This window comes from Rhizobium sp. Leaf306 (assembly GCF_001423425.1).
Lineage (GTDB): Bacteria > Pseudomonadota > Alphaproteobacteria > Rhizobiales > Rhizobiaceae > Neorhizobium > Neorhizobium soli.
In genome coordinates this window covers 540,221-567,007 of sequence record NZ_LMNX01000003.1, presented here as the reverse complement: position 1 = coordinate 567,007, position 26,787 = coordinate 540,221, and the positions used below count along the sequence as shown (strand labels likewise).

The 26,787-nt window shown below is 62.0% G+C and carries 20 protein-coding genes; 10 read left to right on the top strand and 10 right to left on the bottom strand.

From position 1 onward, the window contains the following. Position 1 precedes the first annotated feature (1 nt). The 7 genes from pxpB to ASG19_RS15950 all read left to right on the top strand — a co-directional run bounded on the left by pxpB (position 2) and on the right by ASG19_RS15950 (position 10,362). Positions 2–1,600, top strand: coding sequence for a 5-oxoprolinase subunit PxpB (gene pxpB / locus ASG19_RS15980; RefSeq protein ID WP_062459436.1), 1,599 nt, complete (start codon positions 2–4; stop codon positions 1,598–1,600). Then, a complete protein-coding gene (locus ASG19_RS15975; RefSeq protein WP_062459433.1) occupies positions 1,597–3,363 on the top strand; it encodes a biotin carboxylase N-terminal domain-containing protein in 1,767 nt (588 codons plus the stop codon). The genes pxpB and ASG19_RS15975 overlap by 4 nt, the downstream gene beginning before the upstream one ends. Next, the gene (locus ASG19_RS15970; RefSeq protein WP_156466527.1) at positions 3,360–5,183 is read left to right on the top strand and encodes an ABC transporter ATP-binding protein; all 1,824 of its coding nucleotides are present in this window, start codon (positions 3,360–3,362) and stop codon (positions 5,181–5,183) included. Before ASG19_RS15975 ends, ASG19_RS15970 begins: the two co-directional genes overlap by 4 nt. Before the next feature lie 42 nt (positions 5,184–5,225). Further along, positions 5,226–6,758, top strand: coding sequence for an ABC transporter substrate-binding protein (locus ASG19_RS15965; RefSeq protein WP_062459430.1), 1,533 nt, complete (start codon positions 5,226–5,228; stop codon positions 6,756–6,758). A 67-nt stretch (positions 6,759–6,825) separates the two neighbouring features. After that, the gene (locus tag ASG19_RS15960) at positions 6,826–7,749 is read left to right on the top strand and encodes an ABC transporter permease (protein ID WP_062459427.1); all 924 of its coding nucleotides are present in this window, start codon (positions 6,826–6,828) and stop codon (positions 7,747–7,749) included. 6 nt (positions 7,750–7,755) lie between these two features. After that, positions 7,756–8,604 carry an ABC transporter permease gene (locus ASG19_RS15955; RefSeq protein ID WP_062459423.1) on the top strand — a complete coding sequence of 283 codons (849 nt, stop codon included), beginning with the start codon at positions 7,756–7,758 and terminating at the stop codon, positions 8,602–8,604. Positions 8,605–8,634: 30 nt separating this feature from the next. Next, positions 8,635–10,362 (top strand): M14 family metallopeptidase, encoded by a 1,728-nt coding sequence (locus tag ASG19_RS15950; RefSeq protein WP_062459420.1) that lies wholly within the window; start codon positions 8,635–8,637, stop codon positions 10,360–10,362. Between the two features lie 24 nt (positions 10,363–10,386). On the opposite strand, the gene ASG19_RS15945 is transcribed toward ASG19_RS15950, so the two are convergent. The 5 genes from ASG19_RS15945 to ASG19_RS15925 form a co-directional block, all read right to left on the bottom strand. Continuing rightward, entirely contained in the window at positions 10,387–11,400 is a 1,014-nt protein-coding gene (locus ASG19_RS15945) for a DUF4105 domain-containing protein (protein ID WP_062459417.1), read from the bottom strand. Positions 11,401–11,527: 127 nt separating this feature from the next. Then, the gene (locus tag ASG19_RS15940) at positions 11,528–12,649 is read right to left on the bottom strand and encodes an alpha/beta fold hydrolase (RefSeq protein ID WP_062459413.1); all 1,122 of its coding nucleotides are present in this window, start codon (positions 12,647–12,649) and stop codon (positions 11,528–11,530) included. A gap of 253 nt (positions 12,650–12,902) precedes the next feature. Beyond that, positions 12,903–13,916, bottom strand: coding sequence for an NADP-dependent oxidoreductase (locus ASG19_RS15935; protein ID WP_062459410.1), 1,014 nt, complete (start codon positions 13,914–13,916; stop codon positions 12,903–12,905). 83 nt (positions 13,917–13,999) lie between these two features. Beyond that, positions 14,000–15,292, bottom strand: a complete 1,293-nt coding sequence (locus ASG19_RS15930; RefSeq protein ID WP_062459399.1) for an ATP-binding protein — start codon at positions 15,290–15,292, stop codon at positions 14,000–14,002. Between the two features lie 2 nt (positions 15,293–15,294). After that, entirely contained in the window at positions 15,295–15,981 is a 687-nt protein-coding gene (locus tag ASG19_RS15925) for a response regulator transcription factor (RefSeq protein WP_062459393.1), read from the bottom strand. A 145-nt stretch (positions 15,982–16,126) separates the two neighbouring features. On the opposite strand from ASG19_RS15925, the gene ASG19_RS15920 reads away from it, so the two are divergent. The 3 genes from ASG19_RS15920 to ASG19_RS15910 are packed head-to-tail and all read left to right on the top strand — an operon-like array spanning position 16,127 to position 21,746. Beyond that, complete coding sequence (locus tag ASG19_RS15920) at positions 16,127–17,551, top strand: efflux transporter outer membrane subunit (protein WP_062459390.1); 1,425 nt, start codon at positions 16,127–16,129, stop codon at positions 17,549–17,551. Then, positions 17,551–18,681, top strand: coding sequence for an efflux RND transporter periplasmic adaptor subunit (locus tag ASG19_RS15915; protein WP_062459387.1), 1,131 nt, complete (start codon positions 17,551–17,553; stop codon positions 18,679–18,681). Before ASG19_RS15920 ends, ASG19_RS15915 begins: the two co-directional genes overlap by 1 nt. Further along, positions 18,678–21,746 (top strand): efflux RND transporter permease subunit, encoded by a 3,069-nt coding sequence (locus ASG19_RS15910; RefSeq protein ID WP_062459384.1) that lies wholly within the window; start codon positions 18,678–18,680, stop codon positions 21,744–21,746. The genes ASG19_RS15915 and ASG19_RS15910 overlap by 4 nt, the downstream gene beginning before the upstream one ends. A gap of 84 nt (positions 21,747–21,830) precedes the next feature. Here the strand turns inward: ASG19_RS15910 and ASG19_RS15905 are convergent, their stop codons facing one another. The 5 genes from ASG19_RS15905 to ASG19_RS15885 form a co-directional block, all read right to left on the bottom strand. Then, positions 21,831–22,310, bottom strand: coding sequence for a pyridoxamine 5'-phosphate oxidase family protein (locus ASG19_RS15905; protein WP_082476363.1), 480 nt, complete (start codon positions 22,308–22,310; stop codon positions 21,831–21,833). A gap of 89 nt (positions 22,311–22,399) precedes the next feature. Next, positions 22,400–23,731, bottom strand: coding sequence for an oxygen-independent coproporphyrinogen III oxidase (gene hemN, locus ASG19_RS15900; RefSeq protein WP_062459379.1), 1,332 nt, complete (start codon positions 23,729–23,731; stop codon positions 22,400–22,402). Beyond that, on the bottom strand, positions 23,728–23,886 hold the full coding sequence (gene cydX, locus ASG19_RS15895) for a cytochrome bd-I oxidase subunit CydX (RefSeq protein WP_062459376.1): 159 nt from the start codon (positions 23,884–23,886) through the stop codon (positions 23,728–23,730). Before cydX ends, hemN begins: the two co-directional genes overlap by 4 nt. Before the next feature lie 12 nt (positions 23,887–23,898). After that, positions 23,899–25,047 carry a cytochrome d ubiquinol oxidase subunit II gene (cydB, locus tag ASG19_RS15890; RefSeq protein WP_062459373.1) on the bottom strand — a complete coding sequence of 383 codons (1,149 nt, stop codon included), beginning with the start codon at positions 25,045–25,047 and terminating at the stop codon, positions 23,899–23,901. 24 nt (positions 25,048–25,071) lie between these two features. Next, the gene (locus tag ASG19_RS15885; RefSeq protein ID WP_200933923.1) at positions 25,072–26,652 is read right to left on the bottom strand and encodes a cytochrome ubiquinol oxidase subunit I; all 1,581 of its coding nucleotides are present in this window, start codon (positions 26,650–26,652) and stop codon (positions 25,072–25,074) included. Positions 26,653–26,787 lie beyond the last annotated feature (135 nt).

Genomic DNA, 26,787 nt, shown 5'->3' with positions numbered 1-26,787 from the left:
CATGCGCTTTCTGCCCGTGCGTGACGACAGCATTCTGGTCGAACTCGCCGATCTGGCCGAGGCGCTGGCGCTGTTCGATGCGCTGGAAACCAACCCAGTCGACGGTATCCGCGAGATCATCCCGGCAGCACGCACGCTGCTGATTGCGTTCGATCCTAGTATGATTTCAAACGATGCGCTGACGGATGCGGTTGCCGCACTCGCGGGTGGCGAGCGCAAGGCGGCGTCTGGTCCGCTGGTCGAAATCCCAGTTCGTTACGATGGCGAGGATCTTGGCGAAGTTGCCACCATCCTCGGCATGAGCGTCGCGGACGTTATTCGCCTGCACGGCGAAAGCGAGTATGTCGCAGCCTTTACCGGTTTCGCGCCCGGTTTCGCCTATCTCTCCGGCGGCGATCAGCGGCTTAACGTACCCCGACGCAAATCGCCCCGGACCCGGGTTCCGGCCGGCGCCGTCGGCCTTGCCGGAGAATTCAGCGGCATCTATCCCAAGACCAGCCCAGGCGGCTGGCAGCTGATCGGCACGACGCCGCTTGCCATGTTCGATATCGATCGCGCACCCGCCTCGCTTCTCCAGCCGGGAAGTCGCGTGCGTTTTCGCGATATGGCGGCCGACAAAGCCTACGAAGTTTCGGCCCCTGCGAAAACTGCGACTGCTCCGGTTGCGGCAAGCTATTCAAACTGCGCAATCGAGGTTCTGGCCGTCGGCCTGCCGGTCCTGTTTCAGGATCTCGGCCGCGCAGGCCAAGCAAACCAGGGCATCAGCGTATCTGGCGCAGTCGATCGCAGCAGTTTCAAGGCCGCCAACCGCCTCGTCGGCAATCCGGTCGGCACGCCGGCGCTGGAGATCTCCCTTGGCGGCTTCCGTTTTCGCATGCGCGGCCGCGGCGTGATGGCTGTGACGGGTGCACTGGCGCCGATCACCATCGCCACCACCGCGGGCAAAAAGCTGACGGCAGCGCATGGTGAGGCGATCGCGCTCGATGACGGCGACATCGTTTCGCTCGGACAGCCGACGGCCGGCATGCGCTCCTATCTGGCCCTGCGCGGCGGCTTTGACGTGACGCCGGTTCTCGGGAGCGCGGCGACGGATACCCTGGCGCAGATCGGCCCTGCAGCACTTGGCGCGGGCGCCGTTATCGGAATTCACCCGCCGGTGCTGGGATCGACCGTTGCTGCGCCAGAACTACCGGCGTTCGACATGCCGGACACTGTGGAGACCGTCGTTCTCGACGTAGTGATGGGGCCGCGCACCGACTGGTTCACACAAAGCGCCGTCGAGAATTTCCTGTCCCAGGAATGGTCGGTGACACCGCAATCAAGCCGGGTCGGCATCCGTCTTTCAGGCGAAGCGCTGGAGCGCCAGAACCACGCAGAGTTGCCGAGCGAGGCGACCGTGCGCGGCGCGCTTCAGGTGCCGGCGAGCGGTCAGCCGGTGCTGTTCCTTGCCGATCATCCGCTGACCGGCGGTTATCCGGTCATTGCCAATGTCGCCCGCCATCATCTCGATCTCGCAGGCCAGATCCCTGTCGGAGCGAAGATCCGTTTCAACGCGATCAGCGCCTTCGCTCCCCGGTCCATCTTAGGAAAATACCCATGAAGAAGGTTCTGATAGCTAACCGCGGCGAGATCGCGGTGCGGATCATTCGGGCCTGCAAGGATTACGGCCTGACCTCGGTTGCCGTCTACGCGGACGCCGATGCCGATGCGATGTTCGCGGCGCAGGCCGATGAGGCCTATTCCCTGAACGGTGCCACGGCCCGGGAAACCTACCTCGACATCGAGAAGCTGATCGCCGTCGCAAAGCGCTCCGGCGCCGACGCCGTGCATCCGGGATATGGCTTTCTCTCCGAGCGCGCGGAATTCGCAAAGGCTGTCATCGATGCCGGGCTGGTCTGGATCGGCCCTGCCCCTCACGTGATCGAGGCGCTCGGCGACAAGCTCCAGGCCCGCGCGATCGCCCAAAAGGTCGGTGCACCGCTCGTTGCCGGTAGCGACGGAGCGATCACCTCGCATGCCGAGGCCTTAGCTTTCGCACGCCAATTCGGCATGCCGATTGCCATCAAGGCGGCGCATGGTGGCGGCGGACGCGGCCTGAAGATCGCCCGCGATCTCGACGAGGTCGAAGAACTATTCTCATCGGCAACGCGCGAAGCGGTCGCAGCCTTCGGTCGTGGCGAGTGCTATGTCGAGCAGTTCCTGGACCGGCCGAGGCATATCGAAGCCCAGGTGCTGGCGGACAGCCACGGCAATGTACTCGTCGTCGGCACCCGCGACTGCTCGCTGCAGCGCCGCAACCAGAAGCTTGTCGAGGAAGCCCCCGCACCGTTCCTCTCGGACGATCAGCGCGAAAAGATCCACGCCGCCTCGCGTGATATCTGCGCGGAGGCCGGCTATACCGGTGCCGGCACGGTCGAATTCCTGCTCAGCGCCGATGGCGTCATCTCCTTCCTCGAGGTGAATACCCGCCTGCAGGTGGAACATCCGGTCACCGAAGAGACCACCGGTCTCGACCTCGTCATCGAACAGTTCCGCATTGCCGAAGGCCTGCCGATCAGCGTGACCACGATGCCGGAGCCGCGTGGCCACGCGATCGAATTCCGCATCAATATGGAAGATCCCGGTCGCGGCTTCCTGCCGTCCGCCGGCGAGATCTCGAATTTCACGGCGCCATCGGGGCCGGGCGTACGTCTCGATAGCGGCGTCACGTCAGGCTCGGTCATTCCGCCGATGTTCGACTCTCTGGCCGCCAAGCTGATCGTCTGGGGTGCGACGCGCGATCAGGCCATTGCCCGTGCCCGCCGCGCGCTCAGCGAATTTACGATCGAGGGCGTGCCGTCCGTCCTGCCGTTCCACCGTGCGGTGCTCGATCATGCGGATTTCTCAGGCGCGGACTTCCGCGTCCACACGCGCTGGATCGAAACCGATTTCGCCGAGACGCTCGAAGACGCTGCCCACCCTGCCCCGGCACCCGCCAGCGGGCTTCTTCGCGGCCATGTCGAGATCGACGGCAAACGTGTCGAGATCGGCATTCCCGATAATTTCCTTCGCCTGCTGGGCCAGATGCCTGCGACGGCATCGAGCGCCGGACCGGACGCTGCCGAGAATGATGCCGGCGCTGTTCGCGCCTCCGTTCCCGGCCTGCTCGTGCAATGGAATGTCGAGGATGGCGCAGCCGTCCGTGAAGGCGAGGTTCTTGCCATGATGGACGTGATGAAGATGGAAACCGCCGTCACCGCACCTGTTAACGGTATCATCAGCCTACTGGCAAAGGCCGGATCCTCCCAGACTGCCGGCGCAGTCATTGCCCGTATCGCCCAGGACGACGCCGGAACCACTAGCACGACGGAGACGCGGACATGAGCATGACCGAAAACAGCAAGCCGCTCCTGTCGGTCGAACGCCTGAGCGTCGAATTCGGCGAAAGCCGCGTCGTCGACGACCTGTCCTTTACCGTCGAGGCCGGCCAGACGGTCGCCGTCGTCGGCGAGTCCGGTTCGGGCAAGTCGGTGACCTCGCTGTCGACCATGCGTCTCGCCGACATGATGGGTGCATACTATGCATCCGGTCGCATCATGTTCAACGGCCGCGACCTGTTGCAAGCCAGCCAGAAAGAGATGCGGTCGGTCCGCGGCAAGGAGATCGCCATGATCTTCCAGGAGCCGATGACCTCGCTCAACCCGGTCTTCACCATCGGCGACCAGATCTGCGAAGTGCTTGTCCTGCACGAGAAGATGAGCAAGAGCGCGGCGCTGGCCGAGGCCGGCCGGCTGCTCGACATGGTGCGCCTGCCTGACTCTGAAGAACTTCTGACCCGCTATCCGCACCAGCTGTCCGGCGGCATGCGGCAGCGTGTAATGATCGCGATGGCGCTTGCCTGCCGCCCGAAGCTGCTGATTGCCGACGAGCCGACGACTGCGCTTGATGTCACCATCCAGGCGCAGATCCTCAACATCATGCGCGATCTGCAGAAGACCCTCGGCATGGGCATGGTGTTCATCACCCATGACATGGGCGTCGTTGCCGAAATGGCAGACCATGTCGTCGTCATGTGGAAGGGTAAGAAAGTCGAGGAAGGCCCGGTTCGCGAGATCTTCGCCAACCCGCAGCACCCCTATACCCAGGCCCTGCTTTCCGCCGTGCCGAAGCTCGGCAGCATGACGGGAGAGGCTTTCCCCAAGCGTCTGCCGCTGACCATTTTGCAGGATGGCAAGCCGACCGTCGTCGGCGAGGAGCGTATCCAGGACACGGTCAAGAATGGCGCAACGCCGCTCCTGTCGGTCAAGGATCTCTACGTCCGCTTCGACATCAAGAAAAACCTGTTCGGCAAGGCCACCCATCGCTTGAGCGCCGTGCAGAAGGTGAGCTTCGACATCCATCCCGGCGAGACGCTGGCACTGGTTGGCGAAAGCGGTTCGGGCAAGTCGACCATCGGCCGGACGATCCAGCAGCTTCAGTCTGCCATGTCCGGCGACATCGCCTTCAATGGCCGAACCTTCTCGTCCATGTCGGCTGCCGAGCGTTTCCGCCTACGCCAGGATGTGCAGTATATCTTCCAGGATCCGTTCGCCTCGCTCGATCCGCGCAAGACCGTCGGCTTCTCAATTGCAGAGCCGATCAACACCCACAGCCTGATCTCCGATGCCAAGGCCGTCCGCCGCCGCGTCGACGAACTGCTGGAGCGTGTCGGCCTCACCTCCGATGTCGCAACCCGTTATCCGCACGAGTTTTCCGGCGGCCAGCGGCAGCGCGTCTGTATTGCCCGCGCGCTCGCCTCCGATCCGAAGCTGATCATCGCCGACGAGGCTCTGTCGGCGCTCGACGTGTCGATCCAGGCACAGATCATCAACCTGTTCATGGACCTGCAGGCCGAACGCGGTCTCGCCTACCTGTTCATCAGCCATGACATGGCCGTCGTCGAGAAGATGAGCCACCGCGTCGCGGTTCTGTTTCTCGGCCAGATCATGGAACTTGGCTCACGACGCCAGGTTTTCGAGACGCCTGCCCACGATTACACCCGTCGCCTTCTGTCCGCGGTACCGGTCGCCGATCCGACCGTTGCCCGCCAGTCGGCGATGATCGAGGGCGAAATTCCCAATCCGGTGAAGCGCGTCGGTGACGAGCCCGCCATCCTCGTGCACGAGGAAATCAATCCAGGCCACTTCGTCGCGAAGAGCGCCTGAAACCAGCGACACAATCGCAACCATCTGAAGAGGAACAGATCAATGACAACAATCAAACGGGGACTGAAGGCGACCGCAGTGGCGCTTGCGCTCTCGACAGCTTTCGCGTCGGCGCCCGCCTTCGCTGCCGGAAAGCTGACCATTTCGAGCCCGCAGGATCCGGGCAGCTGGGATCCGATCGATACGTTTCTCGTGCAGTGGGCGGCCGTTGCCACCAACATCTTCGACGGACTGACCTATCGTGGTCCGGACCTGAAGCTGGTTCCGGGTCTCGCTGAATCCTGGGAAGAACTCGACGAAGGAAAGCGGATCCGCTTCAAGCTGCGCCAGAATGTGAAGTTCCACAACGGCGAGCCCTTCAACGCGGCCGCCGTCAAGTTTACCTTCGAGCGCCTTCTCGGCGAACAGGGTGCCAAGGGTCCGCAGCGTTCGAACTACATCTCGATCGAGAGCGTCGAGGTCATCGACGATTACACAGTCGATCTGAAGCTCAAGGCTGCCGATCCGGTTCTTCTGACCAAGCTTGCCGGTTACGGCGCGATGATCGTTCCGCCGAAATACATCCAGGAAAAGGGTGAGGACAATTTCAACCTCAACCCGATCGGCACGGGCGCGTTCAAGTTCGTGTCCTACCAGCCCAAGGTCGACATCAAGCTCGAAGCCAATGCCGACTATTGGGGCGGCGCGCCGAAACTGTCGGAACTCCAGTTCCGATTTATCGCTGAGCCAGCAACCGCTGTTGCCGAACTGCAGGCTGGCCGCGTCGATCTGGTGATCCCGCCGACCATTCCGATCGGCATGCTGCCGGTCATCGAAGGCGACAACAAGCTGGAAATCGTTTCCGTTCCCGGCCCGACTGTCGACGCGCTGCGCTTCAACACCCGCGACGGCATCACTGCCGACCCAAAGGTGCGCAAGGCGATCATCATGGCTGTCGATCGCGCCACGATCGTCAAGTCGATCCTCGCCGGCCAGGCCTCCGAGATCACCAGCTTCCAGAGCGCGCTTTCCTTCGGCTTCGATCCGGACCTCAAGGCAATCCCTTACGATCCGGCCGGTGCCAAGAAGCTGCTTGCCGAAGCCGGCGTGAAGACGGGTGCGACGCTGCAGATCGATATCCGCGGCAATGATGCGACGATGAACGAAGTGGCGCAGGTCATTTCGAGCTACCTGTCGATGGTCGGTATCACCGCCACCATCAAGCCTTACGAAACCAACGTTCTGCTGAACGACATCATCCCGCAGGGCAAGACCGGCGCGATGTTCCAGCAGAAGTGGGGCGGCTGGACGTTCGACTACGACAACACCGCCTATTCGATGTACCACTCGGGCGAAAAGTGGAACCCGTACGATAAGGACGAAAAGCTGGACAAGCTGCTGGAATCGCAGCGTCCGCTGACCGACCGTGCGGCCCGCGAAAAGATCCTGCGGGAAGTCGGCGCCTATGCGTCGGAACGCGCGCTCGAACTGCCGCTCTACAACAGCAACGCCATCTTCGGCATCAACAAGCGGGTCAAGGGCTTCATCGCGCCCCCGGACAACCGCCTGAAGCTGACCGACGTCACCGTCGAATAGTCATCTGAAAAGCCACCCCGCCCGGGCCAACCCGGGCGGGGCCGAACTTCTCCTTAAGGACAACACAGTGGCCGGTTTCCTCATCAAGCGATTGCTACAGGCAATTTTCGTCGTCATCGCCATCACGCTCATCGTCTCGTTCGCCATTCGCCTGACCGGTGATCCGGCCGTCACGATGTTCCAGGGCGGCGGCAGCATGACGGAAGACGATCTGGCGCGCATTCGCGCAGCGCTCGGAACCGACCAGCCGTTCCTCGTCCAGTACTGGACGTTCATGAAGAGGCTGGTCACGCTCGATTTCGGCCGCAGCTTTTCCGGCGGCACGTCGGTCTCGATGCTGATCGGCAATGCCCTGCCGGCGACCCTGCTGCTCGCCTTTATCTCGATGTTCGTGTCGATCGCGCTTTCAATCCCGCTCGGCATCAAGGCTGCCACCTCGCGCGGCAAGGCTGCCGACCAGGCCATCCGCATCTTCTCGCTGATCGGCCTGTCGTTTCCGAATTTCTGGCTCGCCACCATGCTGGTCCTCTTGTTCTCCATCACGCTCGGCTGGCTGCCGCCAAGCGGCATGTCGGGCTTTTCGAGCTATGTCATGCCCGCCGTGACGATGGGTGTGATCCTGACCGCGACGAATGTGCGTCTTGTCCGCACCTCGATGCTGGAAACGCTGCAGTCGCAATACATCATGGTCGCGCGCGCCAAAGGCTTGAGCGAGAGCAAGGTTCTCTACAAGCACGCGCTGCGCAACTGCGCCATTCCGCTGATCACTTATTTCGGCCTGCAGTTCGGTGGCCTTCTCGGCGGCATCGTCGTCATCGAGCGCGTGTTCAACTGGCCGGGACTGGGCACGCTTGCCTTCGACGCCGTCGGCGCCCGCGACTTCCCCGTGCTCCAGGCCGTCATCACCGTACTGTCGCTGTTGATCGTCGGCATCAACCTTCTGGTCGACATCGCCTATGGCCTCGTCGATCCCCGCATCCGCACGGAGTAACCGGCAATGGCAACCAAAACCTCTAGCCGCTGGCGCTTCGCGAGCCTTGAATTCGTTCTCGGCATGTCCCTCACCGTCGTCATCTGCCTCGCAGTGCTGTTTTCCGACCTGCTGTTTCCGGGCGGTGCTGACAAGATCGACCTGATGGCGCGGCTCGCCAAACCCTTTGCGACCGCCGCTCACCCGTTCGGAACCGATCCGCTGGGCCGCGACGTGCTGGCGCGTGTCGTTGCCGGCGGAAAGATCTCGCTCCTGGTCGGCTTCACCTCCGTCATCGGCGCCGTCGTCTTCGGCGTGCTGGTAGGCCTGATCGCCGGCTATTACCGCGGTTTCTGGGACATGCTGGTGATGCGTTTTGCCGACCTGCAGCTCGCGATGCCGTTCATTCTGCTCGCTATCACCTTCATCGCCATCGTCGGCGGAAGCCTGACCAACACGATCATCCTTCTGATTGTGTCGCAATGGGTGCAGTATGCCCGTCTGGTGCGCGGCTCGGTGCTGACGCTGAGGGAGCGTGAGTTCGTCCTGTCGGCCCGCGCGATCGGGGTGAAGGACTGGCGCATCATCATCCAGCACCTGCTGCCGAACCTGATCGGACCGGTGATCGTTCTGATGACGCTCAATGTCGCCAACAACATTCTGCTCGAAAGCAGCCTGACCTTCCTCGGCCTCGGCGTCGACCCAACCATTCCAAGCTGGGGCGGCATGCTGGCAGACGGCCGGACCTATCTGCAGACCGCATGGTGGGTCAGCGTCTTCCCGGGCCTTGCGATCCTGCTCACCGTGCTCGGTCTCAACCTCCTCGGAGACTGGCTGCGCGACAGCCTCGATCCGACCGGCCGCACGTCCCGATAAGCAGCACGACATTCACAAGGGTTAAGCATCATGACTTCGATCTTTGAAACCAAACTGGAGCGTACGCTCGACACACTGGTTGCAAGCGCGACGCCCGGGCAGTCCATCGAGACCTGGACATTCGACGACACGACGAGCCGTCGTGCCGCCGAACAGGCGTTGAAGGACAAAGGCGTCACCGCCCGCATCCGCAGTGCCTACAAGCCGCTTCTGTTTGCGTTTCTGGAAGAGATCGACTGTCAAGGCGTCACAGCGATCGAGGTGCGTTATCCGGTTCATGCCGACGCCCCGGCCAACCGTTTCCGGCTCGAAGCCTATCCGCTTGCGGCACTTGTCGGAGACGCTGATATCGCGTTCATCGCGCGGGAAGATGACGAACTGGTCTATGACGTCGCGCTCACCCGCAACGGCCAGACGGAAACGCTGAAGGTTCAGGCACCGAACCGCGTGCATACCGATGCGGTCGGGGAAACCAATCTCTCCCCGACCGGCTGGATCAGCCGCGATGGCGCGACCGGCGAGCGCCTGAAAACGGATTACGAGCGCCTGTTCGGCCTCGCAATCGACGCGATCGCAAACCACGACTGGGGCAACGAAGAACCCTATTTCGAAGAACTCAACATCGCCGTTTCCCATCCGGCGGAAGACATGCCGCTGGCGGTTGGCGACGAGGTCGTCAGCCTCCGCGAGGCCCTGCACGAGGATTTCTATTTCTCGCTGCTGGAATTCTTCCAGAAGAAGTCCGGCCGTCCGCTCGGCGACCGTGGCCTGAAGCCCGGCCAGATCGTGCCGGAGATCGTGCGCAGCAACGGTGAGATCAGCGTGCGTGTCGAAACCCGGCCGCTGAGCACAGGTTTTAGGGATGGCCCCGAACAGGAAATCGATACGGCCAGCGAACCACCGGCCGTTGCGCAGATGTCGAGACTGCTGTCGGACATCGGCGGAGAGGAATTCGATGCCCGGTCGCGCTCCGGCCGCGTTCTCTCGGCGCACTATGTGCGTGGCAGCGACACGGCGGTCATGATCAGCGGCGGCCAGCATCCGAACGAGACGACCGGCATTGTCGGCGCGATTCGCGCTGCCCGTGCGCTCAAGCAGCGTGCCGGCGCCCATTTCACCATCTCGCCGATCGAGAACCCGGACGGCTACGCGCTGCACCAGCGCCTGCGGGTCGATAACCCGCGCCACATGCACCACGCCGCCCGCTACACCGCGCTCGGCGACGATCTCGAATACCGGACGTTGGAGAACTCCGGCGCGCATCTGAACGAGAAGGCAATCCGCTTCACGGCGCAGGAACTGAGCAAGGCCCAGCTGCATATCAACCTGCACGGCTATCCGTCGCATGAATGGACGCGGCCGCTATCCGGCTACGTGCCGCGCGGTTTTGGCATGTGGACGCTGCCAAAGGGTTTCTTCCTGATCATGCGCCACCACGCCGGCTGGACGCAGCAAGCGGAAGCGATACTCGACCACGTCACCCGGCATCTGGGTGCAATTTCCGGTATTCTCGACTACAACAATCGCCAGATCGCGCTCTACGAAACCCACGCCGGCGAGACGGGTTTCCGCATCATCAACGGCTTCCCATGCCTGTCGTCAGTGGATGATCGCCATACCGTGCCGCTGACGCTGATCACTGAATACCCTGACGAGACTATCTACGGCGACGATTTCGTCACGGGCCATACGGCGCAGATGGAGACGGTGATCTCGGCCTATGATGTCTGGCAGACGCTTAACGCCTATACGTCTTAAGGTGACAGGCTCCCGGCGCTGCGTCTAGTTCGATGAAGGCGGTTCGGTTACCCGATCTCGCCTGATCGCTTCTGAAAAGTCCTCAGACATGCCCGCCGCCTTGGCTTTCTCGGCAATATGGGACTGTTGCCTGAGCACCGCCATCGGGGACCCAGTGTCGAGGATGCCCTGATCATAGGCGTATTCGGGCAGATAGCCGTTCACATACAGGCGCCAGTCGAGAGGGACCGTGCCTCCAAGCGTTCTGACGATGGCGACAACCGCAGTCGTGCAGTTCGTCATCAGCGAGTTGTACCACTGCGGCTGGCGGGACAGCTTGTTTGCATCCTCGACATAGGCGACCAGGAGGTTGCGTGCTGTCTGCGGCAAGACGTTCACCCGGTAGAGCTGGACGTCCTCGCCGCGCACGATCGTACGAACCCCGATAATATCCCGCTCCTCTGCCGCGACGATCACAAGCGGATTGCTCTTGAAGAGATCCGCGATCGGCGAAAACGCGCCTCCGCGCTTGCGGCGGACCTCGACGGACCAGGCGACGTGCTCGCCATTCGAGAAGCCGAAGCTGACCAGCATGTGGCCCATCAGCGGTCCCGACCAGTAGGACATGAAGAGATCAACCGACGTCAGCGTCTTTAGATCATACGTCTTGGTCTTCCAGTTTTCGGTATAGTCGGTATCGCTTCTCCAGGTGAAGTCTCGCACACCGTTCAGGGTCAACGTGTCGCCCGAAATCGTTCCGGTGACCTGTCGCGCAACGTCCGGCGACCAGTCTCCTACCGCTGAGGGCGCGAGCGTGAACCACCACGAAAGCACGATCGCGAAGGCCACCGAGAACACGCCCGTCGGAGCCCGCCATCGGTGGCGGATCACAGAGACGATGGTCCAGACACCGAGAGCGGCAAACAGCGCAGCGAACACCGCTCTTGCCGGGAGCGGCAATGGCAGACGGTACCACAGTGCCAGCGATGACCACGCCGAGACGAGTAGAATGACGATGAAAACGCCCGTCAGGGCGAGGAAGTGGAATGCTCGGCGCAAATCGGTGTCTCTCGGTTCAACACACGCAACATAGGGTGACAATCGACAAGTGCGACCACGCACGGACACAAGAATGAGAGAGAAGGATCAATCATCCTTCCCTGGTCTACCGCCAGAAACCGCAAGCTCAGCGCCCGCCGACGACCGCGCCTGCCAATCTGAACGGACTTGAAATGACCGATGCCGCGACGTCGAAGACGAAGGCGCCCGCCTCCGGCACCGAAACCGCCCCGCCACCCGCCTGCGCAAGCTGCGGACCCAGTTGTGCGAGATTGGCGTACCGGTCGTGCCCGACCCCATCTGCTGCCTTGACCGACGAGATGTCGATGATCCGCAGACCATAGCGCAAGGCTGCGTCGCGCACCGAAGGGCTATCGACATTGAGCGATCCCGCGCGCGGTTTCTCCCCGCTGATGAAACTGGAGATCTTGAGCGCCTTGTCGTCCTTGGAAACAAACAGCGTGATGGGGGTACGCATCCGACCGACGACCTCCAGCTGCGACCTGAACAGATCGTCGTCAATGTCTGGAGCCGCGAGCACGACGACCAACTTGTCGAGGACGTCGCCGCGGCCTTCCAGCTTCAGCTGGCGAAGCGTTTCCATGATCAGGAACCCGCCGATGCTGTGCCCGAACAGGATGACCCGTTTCACATCGCGTTTGGCTGCCATCGATTTGACGAGCCAGACCAGGGTGTCACGCGAAGCGAGGGCCGCGTCACGATCCGCGAGATATCCGGCAAGGGATCCCTGCGACGGCCAGGAGAAAAGGACCGGCCTTCCATCCGTCTTGGAATCGGCGGCGACCTGCGCGAGCCGGTACAGACCCTCCTGGAACGTATAGTTATACCCGTGGACAAAGATGCCAACCGCCCCATCCTTGTTGGGCGCGTCCGCCAACGCCAGAAACTGTTTTTGGTCGAGAGAGCGTCTTTCGGAAACAACCATGTCCGTCGACGCGTCGGGTCTACCGACAGGCCATTCGATCTTCGGCGGGCGGTGCGAGGGCGGGATTGCGACCGTGAACGTTTCGAAGGCCGGATCTGCGTTACGGCGGGACGAGTATCCGTCGCCGTCCCGCGACCGGTTCGTCGCAGTAAGGACGGTAAGCTGACGGCTGGATGCCGGGTTAACCGCGACCGGATCGAGAACAGAGGCCGAAGGCCTGTTGGCACAGGCAACGAGCTGAGCGGACACGATCGCGATAATCGCAGCCGAGATCCATCGCCGCGTCAATACGGAATACTGCATCGTAACCAGCGACTTTCGAAAGGTGAATGGTGCCGGTTGATGCCACGAAATGTTGCCGAACTCAACTGGCTGAAATCCACGCCAAATTCGCCTGCACCACCTGGCCAGTCGACCGGAACGCGAGTGCATCATTCAAGCGGAGAGATCCGAGGCAGGCCCGGCTTTGCAGGCCCCGGACGCTGCTGCCACGATCCGGGGTCTGGTCTTTGTTATACACGGCGAATTCATGGCCGGATTAGGCTGCTTGAGCCAGTCATTCAGCGATCTTCACGATCAGCTTTCCAAAATTGCCGCCGGTGAGCATACCGATGAAAGCCTCGGGCGCACGTTCGAGGCCGTCAACGATATCTTCCCGATACTTTATGTCGCCGGACGCGACGCGCGGGCCAACCTCATCGAGGAAGTCTCCAAAGTGGCTGATGAATTCAGTCTGGATGAAGCCGCGGATGAGAAGGCTGCGCCTCAGAACCGCCGACATGGTGATCGGAAGCCTGTCCGTTTCCGCAGATCCGGCGCCATTGTAGTGCGCGACAAGCCCGCAGACGGGGACACGGGCAAACTGGTTCAGCAGCGGCAGGACGGCGTCCCAAACGTGCCCGCCGACATTTTCGAAATAGACATCGACGCCGTCAGGGCATGCAGCAGCGAGATCGGACGCAAAATCTTGCGAGCGGTGATCGACAACGGCGTCAAAGCCGAGACCGTCTTTCACATACGCACATTTGTCCGGTCCACCGGCAATCCCGACTGCCCTCGCCCCGGCAAGTTTCGCAAGCTGGCCGACCAGCGAACCGACAGGCCCGGAGGCAGCGGCGACAACGACGGTCTCGCCTTGCTTAGGCTTCCCGATGAACTTCATTCCGCTCCAGGCGGTCGAGCCGGGCATTCCCAGCACGCCGAGTGCCGTCGTCAGCGTTGCGCCGTGCGTTTCGACACGCGTCAGGGTATCTCCGTGGACAACCGCATTGGTCGTCCATCCGGTCCGACCACGAACGATATCGCCGGGCGAAAAGGCTGTTTGGCGAGACTTCACCACTTCGCAGATCGTTTCGCCTTCCATAACGCCATCAATGGGAACGGGCGCTGCATAAGACTTTGCGTCGCTCATGCGACCGCGCATGTAAGGGTCGAGCGAAAGATAGAGGCATCGCAAGGTGACCTCTCCTTCTGCTGCTTCCGGGAGTTCGAAATTCTCGATGCGGAAATTCTTAGCCTCGGGCTGACCGGTCGGTCGGCTTGCCAAGACGATGCGGCGAATGGCGGTCATCCTGTGTGTCTCCTTGTCGTTGTCGACTCCCGGGTGAAGTAGTCGGCGACACCGATTTGCCAAGGCCGAACCGCGATGGGCGCTTAATTTGCTGCCACAAGCTTTCGTGGGGCAGCACAGGTCGGAATTGTGATTTGGACGGACAGACCACCGGCCGGTCTGTTTTCTGCCTTTGCGCCCCCGCCGTGCCATTCCGCCGCACGCCGGGTAATGGCAAGCCCAAGGCCGAAGCCGGAACGGGTGGTGACGGTTGAACTTTGCGAAAACGGCTTGAAGATCGCCTCCAGTTCCGTCTCCGGCACACCCTCGCCGTCGTCCTCGACGGTCACGATCAGCTTCCGGTCCAAAACCTTGGACGTCACACGGACAGCGGTGCTTGGTCCCGTGTGGGTGATGGCATTGCGGATGACATTTTCCAGCGCGCGGTAGATCAGCTCGCCGTTGACGGAAGCCACGAATGTGTCGACGCCCTCATACTGGACGGTTACCCCGCGCGCCTGTCCCTCGAAGCCGGCATCGTCCACAATCTCACGCAGGAGATCGACAAGGTCGAGCGTCTGCCGCTCGAACCTCGGTGTATCGCGATCCGACAGCCGGGCGAGAGTCAGGATTTCGCCGACCAGTTCGTCGAGCCGCTCGACCTCGCGGCTCATCCGCTCGATCATCACCGCCAGCCGTACGGGGTTCTGTTGCAAAACGCCGATAGCAGCTTGCAGACGCGATAAAGGCGAGCGCAGTTCGTGCGAAATATCGTGGAACAGCTGCTGCTGAGCCATCTGGAGCTCCTGCAACCGGGCAGCGGTGATATCCAGATCGTGCGCCAGCGACGCGATCTCGTCGCGTTTGGCGCCGATCTTGTGGGCGATCCGCACGTCCAGTTCTCCCCTGGCAAGCGAGCGCAGCCCATAGCGCAGCTGCTCGACCGGGGTAATGAAATAGCGGGCGAGCCAATAGGCCGCAGCTGCTGCCGCAAGAAGTGCTGCCAGCCACGGAACAGCCCGAGGCCAGGTTTTAGCCATCATGCTCGGCGCCGAACCGGCAATCTCCAGGCGATAACATTCTCCGTCGCGCACGGCGGTCCGAACGAGCGCCTCCTCGTTTTGCTCGGCACAATCGATCGCCGGCCCGTCGGTCGTGATGGTGACCGGGATGTCGCGACCGGTGCGCCGCACCGCCGCCACCAGCCTGGCCGTCGCCTCCAGGCCATCCGCCTGCAGCACCTGGGCTGCGGTCTCCAGCGTCAGGCCAAGCTCCCGGCTGGCAACCTCTTCCTCGAACGGCGACTGGAACAGCGTGCTGATCGCAAACAGGATCGCAATAGAGCCGGCCATGGCCAACCAGACGACGGTGAAGAATTTCCAGAACAGACGATGCATGCTCAGCCTTCCAGCAACTGGTAGCCGCGGCCGCGCACGGCCTGGATCCAGGGCTGCCCATCCGGGCGGGCCCCGAGTTTCTGCCGGATGCTGCTGATGTGGACGTCGATCCGTCGATCAAAGGCAGTGAGCGGCTTGGCAAACGCCCGCAACGATATCTCCTGCTTGGAAACGAGCTGGCCGGAGGAGCGGGCGAGCACTTCCAGCAGGCTGAACTCGGTTCCGGTCAGTTCCAGGGGGGCCGCCCGCCACATCGCCCTGCGGTTCGACGGATAAAGCACCAGTTCGCCTGTCCTGATCTCATTGACGGTGCCGTCCCGCTCGGTTCGGCCCGAGCGGCGCAGGATGGCGCGAATGCGCGCAGCCAGTTCGCCCGGCGAACAGGGTTTTGAGACGTAATCGTCTGCCCCGAGATTGAGGCCGGCGATGCGGTCGATATCGTCTCCCCTTGCCGTCAGCATCAGCACCGGCACGTCGCTCACCTGCCGGATCTTGCGGAGAACCTCGATGCCGTTCATCCGCGGCATCATGATGTCGAGCACGATCAGATCGGTCGAGGAGGACATGGCCTCGGCCACGCCGACGCGACCATCCGCGGTCGTTTCGACGGCGAAGCCTTCCTCTGTCAGATACTCGCCCAGCAGGTTGGTCAGCTCGGCATCGTCATCGATCAATAGTAGCTTGGTCATGCCCTGCTCTTGCTCCTTCGATAACTTCAGCTTTACGACCTTGAGGCTGCGAAGACAGCAGTTTTACCTAACTTAACCTGCTCTTGACCGACATTAACATGGCGATCCCTATACTGCGGCCTTCAGTTAAGGCGGTGTCCAATCGATGCGCAGCACTCTTCATTCAGTTCTACCAGTTCTGGTCGTCGCGGCCTTGCTTAGCGGCTGCACGAGCATCGGCACTCTCAAGTCGGCGACGCCGGCTGTTGCCGCCTTCTGGCATGCGACGCTTCCGCATGGCGGTCGATCAGCCGATCTCGTGACCTGGTGGGCAAGCTTCAAGGATCCCTCGCTGGACGCCTTGTTGTACATGGCGGACCGCGAAAACCCGACCATCGAGCAAGCGGTGGCGAATATCGACAAGGCGCGCGCCACTCTCGACAGCACCGCGTCAGGGCTTTTCCCATCGCTCGACGGCTCTGCATCGGCAAGCCGTGAGGGCAATAAGGGTAACGACAATAACAGGCTGACTGCCGGGACGACAAAGAGTGGTGGGCTTGATTCCGCCTGGGAAATCGATCTGTTCGGCAAGACCAAGAAGCAGGTGCGCGCCGCTGCATCGCGGGCCACTGGCGAAGTCTGGTCCTGGCACGATGCCCGCGTTTCGATCGCCGCCGAAGTGGGCGACGACTACGTCCAGTACCGCGCTTGCCGCGAACTGGAGCGCCTCTACCGCGACGAGCTTGCATCGCAGACGGCAACGATCCGTGCAACGGAACGGTCGGCACAGTCAGGCTTTACGTCCACAGGTGACCTGGCGCTGGCACGGGCAAGCGCTGCTGCCTCCTCGTCGAGCCTGACGGCCCAGCGCGGCGAGTGCGAGATCCTGATCAAATCGATCACACAATTGACGGGCGGCGACGAACCGGCGGTCCGCCGTCTGCTCGATCAGGGCAGGAGGCGTATTCCGCAGCCATCTGCGGTGCGGATCACTGCCGTGCCTGCCGACGTCCTGCGACAGAGGCCCGACGTCAATGCGCTGGAGGCTGAAGTCGCCGCAACGATTTCCGACGTCGGGGCGGCGAAGGCCGATCTTTACCCTAGCCTCAGCCTCAGCGGATCAATCTCGATCAGCCAGTCCACAGTCACCGGCAGTTCCGTTCCATGGTCGTTCGGGCCGGCGCTCTCGGTGCCGCTACTCGATGGCGGTTCACGCAGGGCAGCGGTGCGCAGTGCGGTTGCGGATTACGATCTCGCTGTCGCGAACTATAAGTCTGGCGTGCTTGGCGCCGTTACCGAAGTCGAGACGGCGCTGTTGCGGGTCGATACGGCGCTGCGGCGGATTGCCGACGCAAAAAGCGCTGCCGACAACTATCAGCGCTATTTCCGCGCGGTCGACCAGAACTGGGCGTCCGGGGGCGTCAGCATTCTCGACCGCGAAGAAGCGCGCCGATCGGCGCAATCGGCGGCCATCACTCTCATCGAAATCAGGCGCGACGCCGTCCAATACTGGATCGCCCTCTACAAAGCGCTTGGCGGAGGCTGGTCCAATCCGACCGCCGCTGCCTCTTCTGCACGGGAAATCAACTAATGCTTAAAACACAACGTCCCCTCGTGACGATGGTACTCGCCTGCGTCGTCTGTCTCGCTTTCACCCCGGCAGGCCGGGCACAGGACGCGACGCAGACAACCGCCGGCGCGGCCGCGCTCACTGTCAGCGTCACGAAACCGGAGGCTTCCCAGTGGCCGGTGCTCATCCCGGCAAGCGGGCGCCTTGCTGCCTGGCATGAAGCGGTAATCTCCGCCGAAGTCAGCGGATTGCGGATCATCGGCATCAATGCGGATGTGGGAGCGACGGTAAAAAAAGGCGAGTTGCTGGTGCAATTCGACGCCGAAACCGCGCAGGCCGAGCTCGAGCAACAGCAGGCAAGCGTCGAGCAGGCAAAGGCCGATCTCGATCAGGCGGTCGCCAATGCCGACCGCGCCCGCGGGCTGACCGGCTCCGGTGCGATCTCCGCCCAGCAGACGACCGAGTATCTGATCACGGAGCGCAAGTCGAAAGCGGCGCTCTCGTCGTCGAAGGCCGCGCTGGCATCCGCGCAGCTGACCCTTGACCGCACGAAGGTCTACGCGAACGACGATGGCGTGATCTCTGAACGGTCCGCGTCGCTTGGCAAAGTGGTGACCGCCGGCGACGAACTGTTCAAGCTGATCCGCCAGAACCGCATCGAGTGGCAGGCGGAGCTGCCGGTCAAGCGGCTGGCCGATGTCAAGGAAGGCACCAAAGCAGTCATTCCGACGCCGCTCGGCGATGTCCGTGGCGAGGTGCGGCTTGTCTCGCCCACGAGCTCGACCGCCAACGGTCGGGTCACTGTCTATGTCGCCCTGCAGCCCGCAGTCGGAATGCCACAACCGAAGACCGGCATTCTCGTCAGCGGCAATTTCGAATTCAGCGCCACCGACGCGCTGACAGTTCCGGCAACGGCAGTCACCCTGAGGGACGGCTTTTCCTACGCGTTCGTCCTCAACGCGACAGATCAGCCGACGGTAACCCGCAAGCGTGTCGAGACCGGCCGGCGGCAAGGCGACCGGGTCGAGATCGTATCGGGGATCGACACGACCGAGGAAGTCGTCGTCTCCGGCGGCGCGTTTCTTGCGGACGGTTCCGTGGTGCGGGTGGTCGATACGGTCGCCGAAGCCGAGACGGAGGCGATGAAGTGAATTTCTCCTCCTGGTCCATCCGAAATCCCGTTCCGCCGATCCTGCTGTTCGTCCTGCTGACGGCCTGCGGCCTGTGGGCGTTCAACCGTCTCGACATCCAGAACTTTCCCGACATGGATCTTCCGACGATCGAGATCAGTGCGTCGCTCGACGGGGCCGCAGCCTCACAGCTTGAGACCGAGGTCGCCCGCAAGATCGAAGACGAACTGACGGGACTGACGCGGCTCGATTCCGTGACCACGACGGTTACCGATGGCTCCGTCAGCATTTCCGTCGCCTTCGAAGTTGGAAAGAACACGCAAGAGGCACTCGACGAGGTAAAGAGCGCCGTCGATCAGGCGCAGGACGACCTGCCGGAAGAAATGAACGCACCGACGGTTTCCAAACAGTCGCTGAACGCGTCGCCGCTGATCACCTATGTGGTGCGGTCAGACACGCTGGATGCGGCCGAACTCTCCTGGTTCATCGACAACAACATGTCGCGCGCCCTGATGGCTGTCGAAGGCGTCGGCGAAGTCGGTCGCCTGGGTGGCGTCGACCGCGAGGTCCGCGTCGAACTCAACGCCAATCTGCTCGATGGCCTCGGTCTGTCTGCAAACGACGTCAACGGGCAGCTCGATTCAGTGCAGTCTGACCTGTCGGGCGGCAAGGGGCGGATCGGCGGCGAAAGCCAGTCTGTCCGAACGCTGGCGGCCGTCGGCAGCGTTGAACAGCTCCGCGCACTGCCGATACCATTGCCGGCGGGAAACTGGGTTCGGCTAGACGAACTCGGCACGGTCACCGATTCCCACAGCGATCTCAGCTCGCTTGCCTATATCAACGGCAAGCCGGTCATTGCCGCGCAGATCAAGCGGTCCAAGGGCTACTCGGACGTCGCCGTCACGGACAGTATCCGCGAACAGATGAAGTCGTTCGCGGCGGAAAATCCGCAAGTGACGATCGAAGAGGCCTACAACACGATCGTCCCGATCGAGCAGAACTACGAATCGTCAATGCATATGGTCTATGAGGGCGCGTTGATCGCGATCTTCGTGGTCTGGCTCTTTCTGCGTGACTGGCGGGCGACGCTTTTGGCCGCTGTTGCCTTGCCCTTGTCGATCATCCCGACGTTCCTCGTGATGTATCTCCTCGACTATACACTGAACACGATCACGCTTCTGGCGCTGTCTCTTGTGGTCGGGATCCTGGTCGACGATGCGATCGTCGAGATCGAGAATATCGAGCGACATCTCAACATGGGGAAAAGCCCCATGGATGCAGCCATGGAAGCGGCCGATGAGATCGGCCTCGCCGTGATCGCCACCACCTTCACCCTGGTCGCCGTGTTCCTGCCGACAGCCTTTATGGGCGGTATTCCCGGCATCATCTTCAAGCAGTTCGGCATCACGGCCTCCGTCGCCGTCCTCGCCTCGCTTCTCGTCGCGCGTCTGGTGACGCCGATGATGGCGGCCTACATCATGAAGCCGAGCGGCAAGATACACGAAGGCGACGGTCGCCTGATGCGGTCCTACCTCTGGGCCGTCAAAGGCGCGCTTCGTCGGCGCTGGATACCGGTCCTCGGCACGGTCGGCTTTCTGGCCTTCACGATCCTGCTGCTCAGCCATCTGTCGACCGGGTTCTTTCCGGCTTCCGATAGCAGCCAGACCCAGGTCACGATCACGACGCCTCCAAGCTCGACCATTGAATCGACCGACGAAGCGGCGCGAAAGGCGTCCGCGGTCATTGCCGGCGTCGACCACGTCACCTCGGTTTTCCAGGCAACGGGCACGGCCTCCACAGGCGGGATGAACAGCACCTCGAATGCCAGCACCAACAGTGCGACGCTCGTCGTCAACCTCACGTCGATCGACGACCGTGACGTCAAGCAATCTCAGATCGAAGCGGATTTGCGCAAGGCGTTGGAAGTCATGCCGGGCGTCCGTCTCGAGATCGGATCCGGCGGCAATGGCACGCAGCTGGCGCTGACGCTGGCCGGCGACGATTCCGAACTTCTGGAGAAGGCCGCCGCCAGCCTTGAGTCCGATCTGCGCACGCTGCCCGGCATCGGCAACGTGATTTCCTCGGCAGCAACCCAATCGCCGGAGATCTCCATTCGGCCGGACCTCGCGGAAGCCGCGTCTCTGGGTGTAACCTCGAAGGCAATCGCCGAGGCGATCCGGGTCGCAACGGCCGGCGCCTATGATGCGGCCCTGTCGAAGCTCAACCTGCCGGAACGCCAGGTCCCCATCCGGGTCATGCTCGACACGGCGAGCCGGCAATCGCTGGATGCGCTGTCGCTCATCCCGGTCGAGGGCAAGGACGGCAATGTCGCGCTCGGCGCCATCGCCGACATATCGCTAGGCTCCAGCCCCAGCCAGATCGACCGGCTCGACCGGTCGCGCAACGTCTCGCTCACGATCGAGCTCAACGGCCGGAGCCTTTCGGAAGTGACGAACGAGGCAGCGCAGCTTCCCGGCTACAAGAACCTGCCGCAGGGCGTGAAATTCGTCGAGCAGGGAGAGTTGAAGCGCCAGAGCGAGCTGTTCAGCAGTTTCGGATTGGCGATGGCGATCGGCATCTTCTGCGTCTACGCGGTGCTGGTCCTGCTTTTCCATGACTTCCTGCAGCCGGTCACGATCCTGATGGCCTTGCCGCTGGCTCTCGGCGGCGCGCTCTTGCCACTGGTGCTGACGGGAACAAGCTTCTCGATGCCTGCGGTCATCGGCCTGCTGCTTCTGATGGGCATCGTGTCGAAAAACTCGATCCTGCTCGTCGAATACGCGATCGAGGCGCGGCGCGCCGGTATGTCACGCTATGACGCGCTGGTGGATGCCTGCCACAAGCGGGCGCGGCCGATCGTGATGACGACGATCGCCATGGCGGGCGGCATGCTGCCCGCCGCCCTCAGCCTCGTATCCGGCGATTCAAGCTTCCGCCAGCCGATGGGCATCGTGGTGATCGGCGGCCTCATCACCTCAACCTTCCTGAGCTTGCTGGTCATCCCGGTCGTGTTCACATTCCTGGATGATCTGTTGGTCTGGCTGAAAGCGCGGTTCCACACGCGCAAGCAGCACCCCGCAGAGTAGCGCGCGTATAAGTCTGGCGGCAGCCGAAGCCGTACGGCTTTGGTGTCGCCCGGCTGGCGCGTGAACCGGGCGACACCGTGCGCATCAATGCGGATGCATGCCGGACACACGTCCGGTTTCGGTCGGGAGATAGGCCTCTCTCCCCGAGACGCTTTCGATCCGAATTCCATAGTAGACGGGTTTGTTTTGCACCCCGGCCGCTGCTGTTTTCAGTCCTCCAGGCAACCAATAGGTTGCGTTGCTGGACTGCAGAAGAGACCATGCACGCGCATACTTCGCCCATTCGGCAGTCTGATCGAATTCCTTGAACTGCCCATTCGCGATAACGGTCCGCCATTGTTGCGGACTGGAGATTTCGTCTGCCAGAATGCAGACGGAGTTATTCTCGCGCATCCACGAGATCTTCTTGCCCTCGAGCGAGAAGCTGTAGAACCAGTCGTCCTCAATGATGAAAGAAATCGGAACCGTGTACGGGCGGCCTTCGAAGACGCAGGACAATCTCCCCATCCGGGTTTTTGAAAGAAATGCCATGCACTCCTGATAATCAAGTTCTCTTATGTTCATCCCGTCTGCCTTTCGTGAGGGCGCGCTTTCCGCTCCTCAAGCGGAATTCTCAAATTCATTATGTCAGTGATGACGTTCAGTGGTGACGTTCATACGCTCGGGCTGAACAGATTTTGCCCCTGGCTTCTGAACCGGTCAAAGATCGCCGAAACAGTGCGAACATAGGGTCTCCCCTTTGCCGTCATCGAGATGCGGTTCGCCCGCACCGTCAACAGACCGCTCAGAGCGAACGGTCGCAGCAAGGCCAGTTCGTCGGCATAACCGGCGGCATTCTGTCCCAGATCGACGGAGAAATCGCACATCAGGCGTTCGATGATTGTCGCGCGTTCATGATCGTCCTCGACAAAGGCGTGGCCGCGTCGCGTGGGTAGAGACCCCTCCGCGATATGGCGTTTGTAAGCCTCGATACCGGATTCGGACTGCGTGTAGCCACCGGGGAGCCGCGAGATGGAAGAGCACCCGAACCCTAGCAGGGTCGGGCGATCGTCGTCCGTGTAGCCTTGGAAATTGCGGTAGAGCCGACCTTCTCTTGCGGCAGCCGCCAATCGATCGGAAGGCTTGGCAAAATGATCGATGCCGATCGCCTGATAGCCCGCGCGGATGAAGAAAGACGCGATCGCGCTTGCCTGCTGCAAACGCTCGATGGGTCCAGGAAGCGATGCACTATCGATCAGGCGCTGGTTGGCCCTTCGTGATGGAAGATGGGCGTATCCATAAAAGGCGATGCGATCCGGATTAAGGTCCACGACGGAACGGCAGGTCGTCAGCAAGCTTTCCTGGGTTTGGTTCGGCAGACCATAGATCAAATCGAAATTGATGCGTGAAATGCCGGCGTCGCGCAGGTCGCGTACGGCGGCGGCCACCTTTTCTTCCGGCTGCTCCCGCCCGATCGCCTGTTGCACAACGGTGTCGAGATCCTGGACGCCGAGGCTGGCGCGGTTGATCCCGAGCAGGCCGAGCGCTTGGCAAAGATCGCGCCCGAGCATCCGCGGGTCGAGTTCGATCGAATGCTCGTAGTCGTCTTCCAGGTCGAAATGCTTCTTGAGCATACCGAGAACGGAGCTCAAGCCTGCCTCGCCCAGAATGGAGGGCGTGCCGCCGCCCCAGGCGATGCGGCCGATCTTCAGCCGGGCTGGCAGGTGAGCGGCAACCAGCGCGATCTCTGCCTCCAGCGTGGTCCGGTAGTCCTCGACCGGCTCGGCCTTCCGAACCGCCTTGGCATGGCAACCGCAATAGTGGCAAAGCTGCCGGCAATAGGGAACGTGCAGATAGACAGAGACCGGTTCGGCCGGATCAAGTTGGCCGAGCCAGGCGGCCTGTTCCTTGGGCCCCACCGCCTCGCTGAAATCCGCGGCGGTCGGGTAGGATGTGTATCGTGGAACCGGCATTTCCGCGAGACGCTCGACCATATCCGGTTTCATGCGGCCGGATCTCCGACGGAGCTGCGTTTTGGCTTGTTTGAGGGGTCCGGAAGCGCCGAGAGGCGCCGGTCTTCCTTCATCTCGAACCACATGGCGTTGAGGATGGCAAAGACGCAGGCAAGACCGACGCCGAGGATCCAGGAAAAATACCACATAAATGATCTCCTTCAGTAAGCGTTCGGGTTGCGACCGATCGAGGCTGCGTTCACCGGACCGCGCATGACGTGGTAGACCCAGGCCGTGTAGGCCAGGATGAGCGGCAGGAAGACGACCGTCGCCAGCAGCATGATGAACAGGGTCAGGTGGCTGGATGACGCGTCCCAGACCGTAAGGCTCACAGCCGGATCGATCGACGACGGCAGCAGGAAGGGGAAGAGCGACAGGCCTGCGGTCGAAATGATGCCGAAGATGGCAAGGCTCGATCCAGCGAGTGCGATCTTGAACCGGCGGCTGCTGAGTCCTGCCAAGGCGACGAGCGACCCGGCGAAGCCGAGAACCGGCGCGGTGATCATCCAGGGATATGTATGGTAGTTGCTCAGCCATGCTCCAGCCTGCGTGACGACGGTTTTCGCCAGCGGATTGGATGGACCGGCAGCTTCCTGAACACTGGTGACGACATAGCCGTCCATACCGAAGGCGACCCACAAGCCGGCGAGCGCGAAGAGAGCAACGGTGGCTGCGGCCGCCATCCGGCCAAAGCGCGTTGCACGTTCGGCGACCGGTCCGGCGCAGCGCATGGCGATGACGACAGCCCCGTGCATGACCAGCATCGACAGGCTGCTGAGGCCCGCGACCAGGGCAAAGGGACGAAGAAGCCCGAAGAAATTGCCGTCATAATGGGCCCTCATCGTACCGTCGAGGCCAAAGGGCACACCGAGCAGCACGTTACCGACCGCTACACCGAAGATCAGCGCCGGCACGAAACCGCCGATGAACAGCGCCCAGTCCCAGGTGCTTCTCCAGCGCGGATCCTTGACCTTGCCGCGGAACTTGAAACCGACCGGCCGGAGGATGAGGGCCAGCAGGATGGCGATCATGGCAAGGTAGAAGCCGGAGAAAGAAGCCGCGTAGAGCGCCGGCCAAGCGGCAAAGATGGCGCCGCCGCCCAGAACGAGCCAGACCTGGTTCCCTTCCCAGGTCGGCCCAATCAGGTTGAGCAGGATGCGCCGCTCCTCGTCCGTCTTGGCCGCAAATGGCAGGAGGGCGCCAACGCCGAGATCGTAGCCGTCGGCGATGGCAAAGCCGATCAGGAGGACGCCGAGCAGCAACCACCAGATGATCCGCAATGTTTCATAATCGAGAGGTAAATGGGACATGGACCTTGCTTTCGAATGAGAGGGTCAGCGTTGCGGCGCAGCGGCGGCGCGTTCGGGAACCACTGCCGATCCGCGAATGCCGTCGATCAGCACGTTTCTTTCGCTCGGACCTGCCTTGATGATTTTGAGCATCAGCAGAACCATGATGACGGCAAGCGTCGTGTAGACCGTGAGGAAGAAGCCGAGGCTGATCGCCAGATCCACGAGGGTTAGGCCCGACGCGGCATAAAAGGTCGGCAGCACTCCCTCGACCACCCAGGGCTGACGCCCGTATTCGGCAACGAGCCAGCCGAATTCGATGGCAACCCATGGCAGCGGCAGGCTGAACAGGGCGATCCACAGAAGCACGCGGTTTTCACCAAGCCTGTGGCGGGAGGCCAGATAGAAAGCCACCGCGAAGAAGACGATCAGGTAGAGGCCGATCGCGACCATGAACCGGAAGCTCCAGAACAGCGTCGGCACGTCCGGCACGGTATCCCAGGCGGCCTTTTCGATCTGCTCGTCGGTCGCCGCCGGCACGTCATCGACGTAACGCTTCAACAGGAGTGCGTAACCGAGGTCACGCCACGTATCGGCAAAGGTCTGGCGGGCAGCGGCATTGTTGCGATCGGCACGAATCTGGTCCAGCGCCGCATAGGCGGTCATGCCGTTGCGGATGCGGACTTCCGCACGCCCGACCAAGGGAAGAATGCCGGGAACCTCGGTGGAGAGTGATCGCGTGGTGATGAGGCCAAGGACGTAAGGGATTTTCACCTCATAGCTGTTCTCGCGGACGCCCGGGATTGCAAAGACATTGAGGCCGGCAGGGGCCGGTTCTGTTTCCCACATGCTTTCCATCGCAGCGATCTTCATCTGCTGGTGCTCGGTCGCGACATAGCCGCTCTCGTCACCAAGGACGACGACGGAAAGAGCCGAGGCGAGGCCGAAGCTCGCAGCGACCGCCATCGACCGCTTGGCTAGATCCAGATGGCGTCCCCGCAGCAGGAACCAGGCGCTGATCGCCATGACGAACATGGAGCCGGTGACATAGCCGGCGCTGACCGTGTGGACGAACTTTGCCTGCGCCACGGGATTAAAGATGACAGCGGCGAAATCGGTGATTTCCATGCGCATGGTATCGGGATTGAAGGTCGAGCCGACGGGGTTCTGCATCCAGCCGTTGGCGATCAGGATCCACAGGGCCGAGAAGTTGGCGCCGAGCGCCACGAGCCAGGTCACGGCCAGATGGCCGACTTTGGAAAGCCTGTCCCAGCCAAAGAAGAAGATGCCGATAAACGTGGCTTCCAGGAAGAACGCCATCAGGCCCTCGATCGCCAGGGGCGCCCCGAAGATATCGCCGACATAGTGGCTGTAATAGCTCCAGTTCATGCCGAACTGGAACTCCATGACGATGCCGGTTGCGACGCCCAGCGCAAAGTTGATGCCGAACAGCGTGCCCCAGAAGAGCGTCATGCGCCGCCAGATTTCGCGCCCGGTCATCACATAGACGCTTTCCATGATGGCCATCAGAAACGACAGCCCCAAGGTCAGCGGAACAAAGAGGAAGTGGTACATTGCCGTCGCCGCGAACTGCAGTCGCGAAAGGTCGACAACCGTAAAGTCGATCATGTGTCTACCCGCCTATTTTCAGGTTTTCCGGTTCGAAATCCCCGGTCTGAAAGCGGCATAATCCACCGCACGGGCCCCGTGCATTGATTGCAATCAATGAGCCCTCCTGCATGCCGGATTAGATAGTCCCAC

Excerpts from the sequence above, each read along its gene's own strand:
- pxpB (WP_062459436.1), top strand. The coding sequence starts at position 2 with ATGCGCTTTCTGCCCGTGCGTGACGACAGCATTCTGGTCGAACTCGCC.
- ASG19_RS15975 (WP_062459433.1), top strand. The coding sequence starts at position 1,597 with ATGAAGAAGGTTCTGATAGCTAACCGCGGCGAGATCGCGGTGCGGATC.
- ASG19_RS15970 (WP_156466527.1), top strand. The coding sequence starts at position 3,360 with ATGAGCATGACCGAAAACAGCAAGCCGCTCCTGTCGGTCGAACGCCTG.
- ASG19_RS15965 (WP_062459430.1), top strand. The coding sequence starts at position 5,226 with ATGACAACAATCAAACGGGGACTGAAGGCGACCGCAGTGGCGCTTGCG.
- ASG19_RS15955 (WP_062459423.1), top strand. The coding sequence starts at position 7,756 with ATGGCAACCAAAACCTCTAGCCGCTGGCGCTTCGCGAGCCTTGAATTC.
- ASG19_RS15950 (WP_062459420.1), top strand. The coding sequence starts at position 8,635 with ATGACTTCGATCTTTGAAACCAAACTGGAGCGTACGCTCGACACACTG.
- ASG19_RS15940 (WP_062459413.1), bottom strand. The coding sequence starts at position 12,649 with ATGCAGTATTCCGTATTGACGCGGCGATGGATCTCGGCTGCGATTATC.
- ASG19_RS15935 (WP_062459410.1), bottom strand. The coding sequence starts at position 13,916 with ATGACCGCCATTCGCCGCATCGTCTTGGCAAGCCGACCGACCGGTCAG.
- ASG19_RS15930 (WP_062459399.1), bottom strand. The coding sequence starts at position 15,292 with ATGCATCGTCTGTTCTGGAAATTCTTCACCGTCGTCTGGTTGGCCATG.
- ASG19_RS15925 (WP_062459393.1), bottom strand. The coding sequence starts at position 15,981 with ATGACCAAGCTACTATTGATCGATGACGATGCCGAGCTGACCAACCTG.
- ASG19_RS15920 (WP_062459390.1), top strand. The coding sequence starts at position 16,127 with ATGCGCAGCACTCTTCATTCAGTTCTACCAGTTCTGGTCGTCGCGGCC.
- ASG19_RS15915 (WP_062459387.1), top strand. The coding sequence starts at position 17,551 with ATGCTTAAAACACAACGTCCCCTCGTGACGATGGTACTCGCCTGCGTC.
- ASG19_RS15905 (WP_082476363.1), bottom strand. The coding sequence starts at position 22,310 with ATGAACATAAGAGAACTTGATTATCAGGAGTGCATGGCATTTCTTTCA.
- hemN (WP_062459379.1), bottom strand. The coding sequence starts at position 23,731 with ATGAAACCGGATATGGTCGAGCGTCTCGCGGAAATGCCGGTTCCACGA.
- cydX (WP_062459376.1), bottom strand. The coding sequence starts at position 23,886 with ATGTGGTATTTTTCCTGGATCCTCGGCGTCGGTCTTGCCTGCGTCTTT.
- cydB (WP_062459373.1), bottom strand. The coding sequence starts at position 25,047 with ATGTCCCATTTACCTCTCGATTATGAAACATTGCGGATCATCTGGTGG.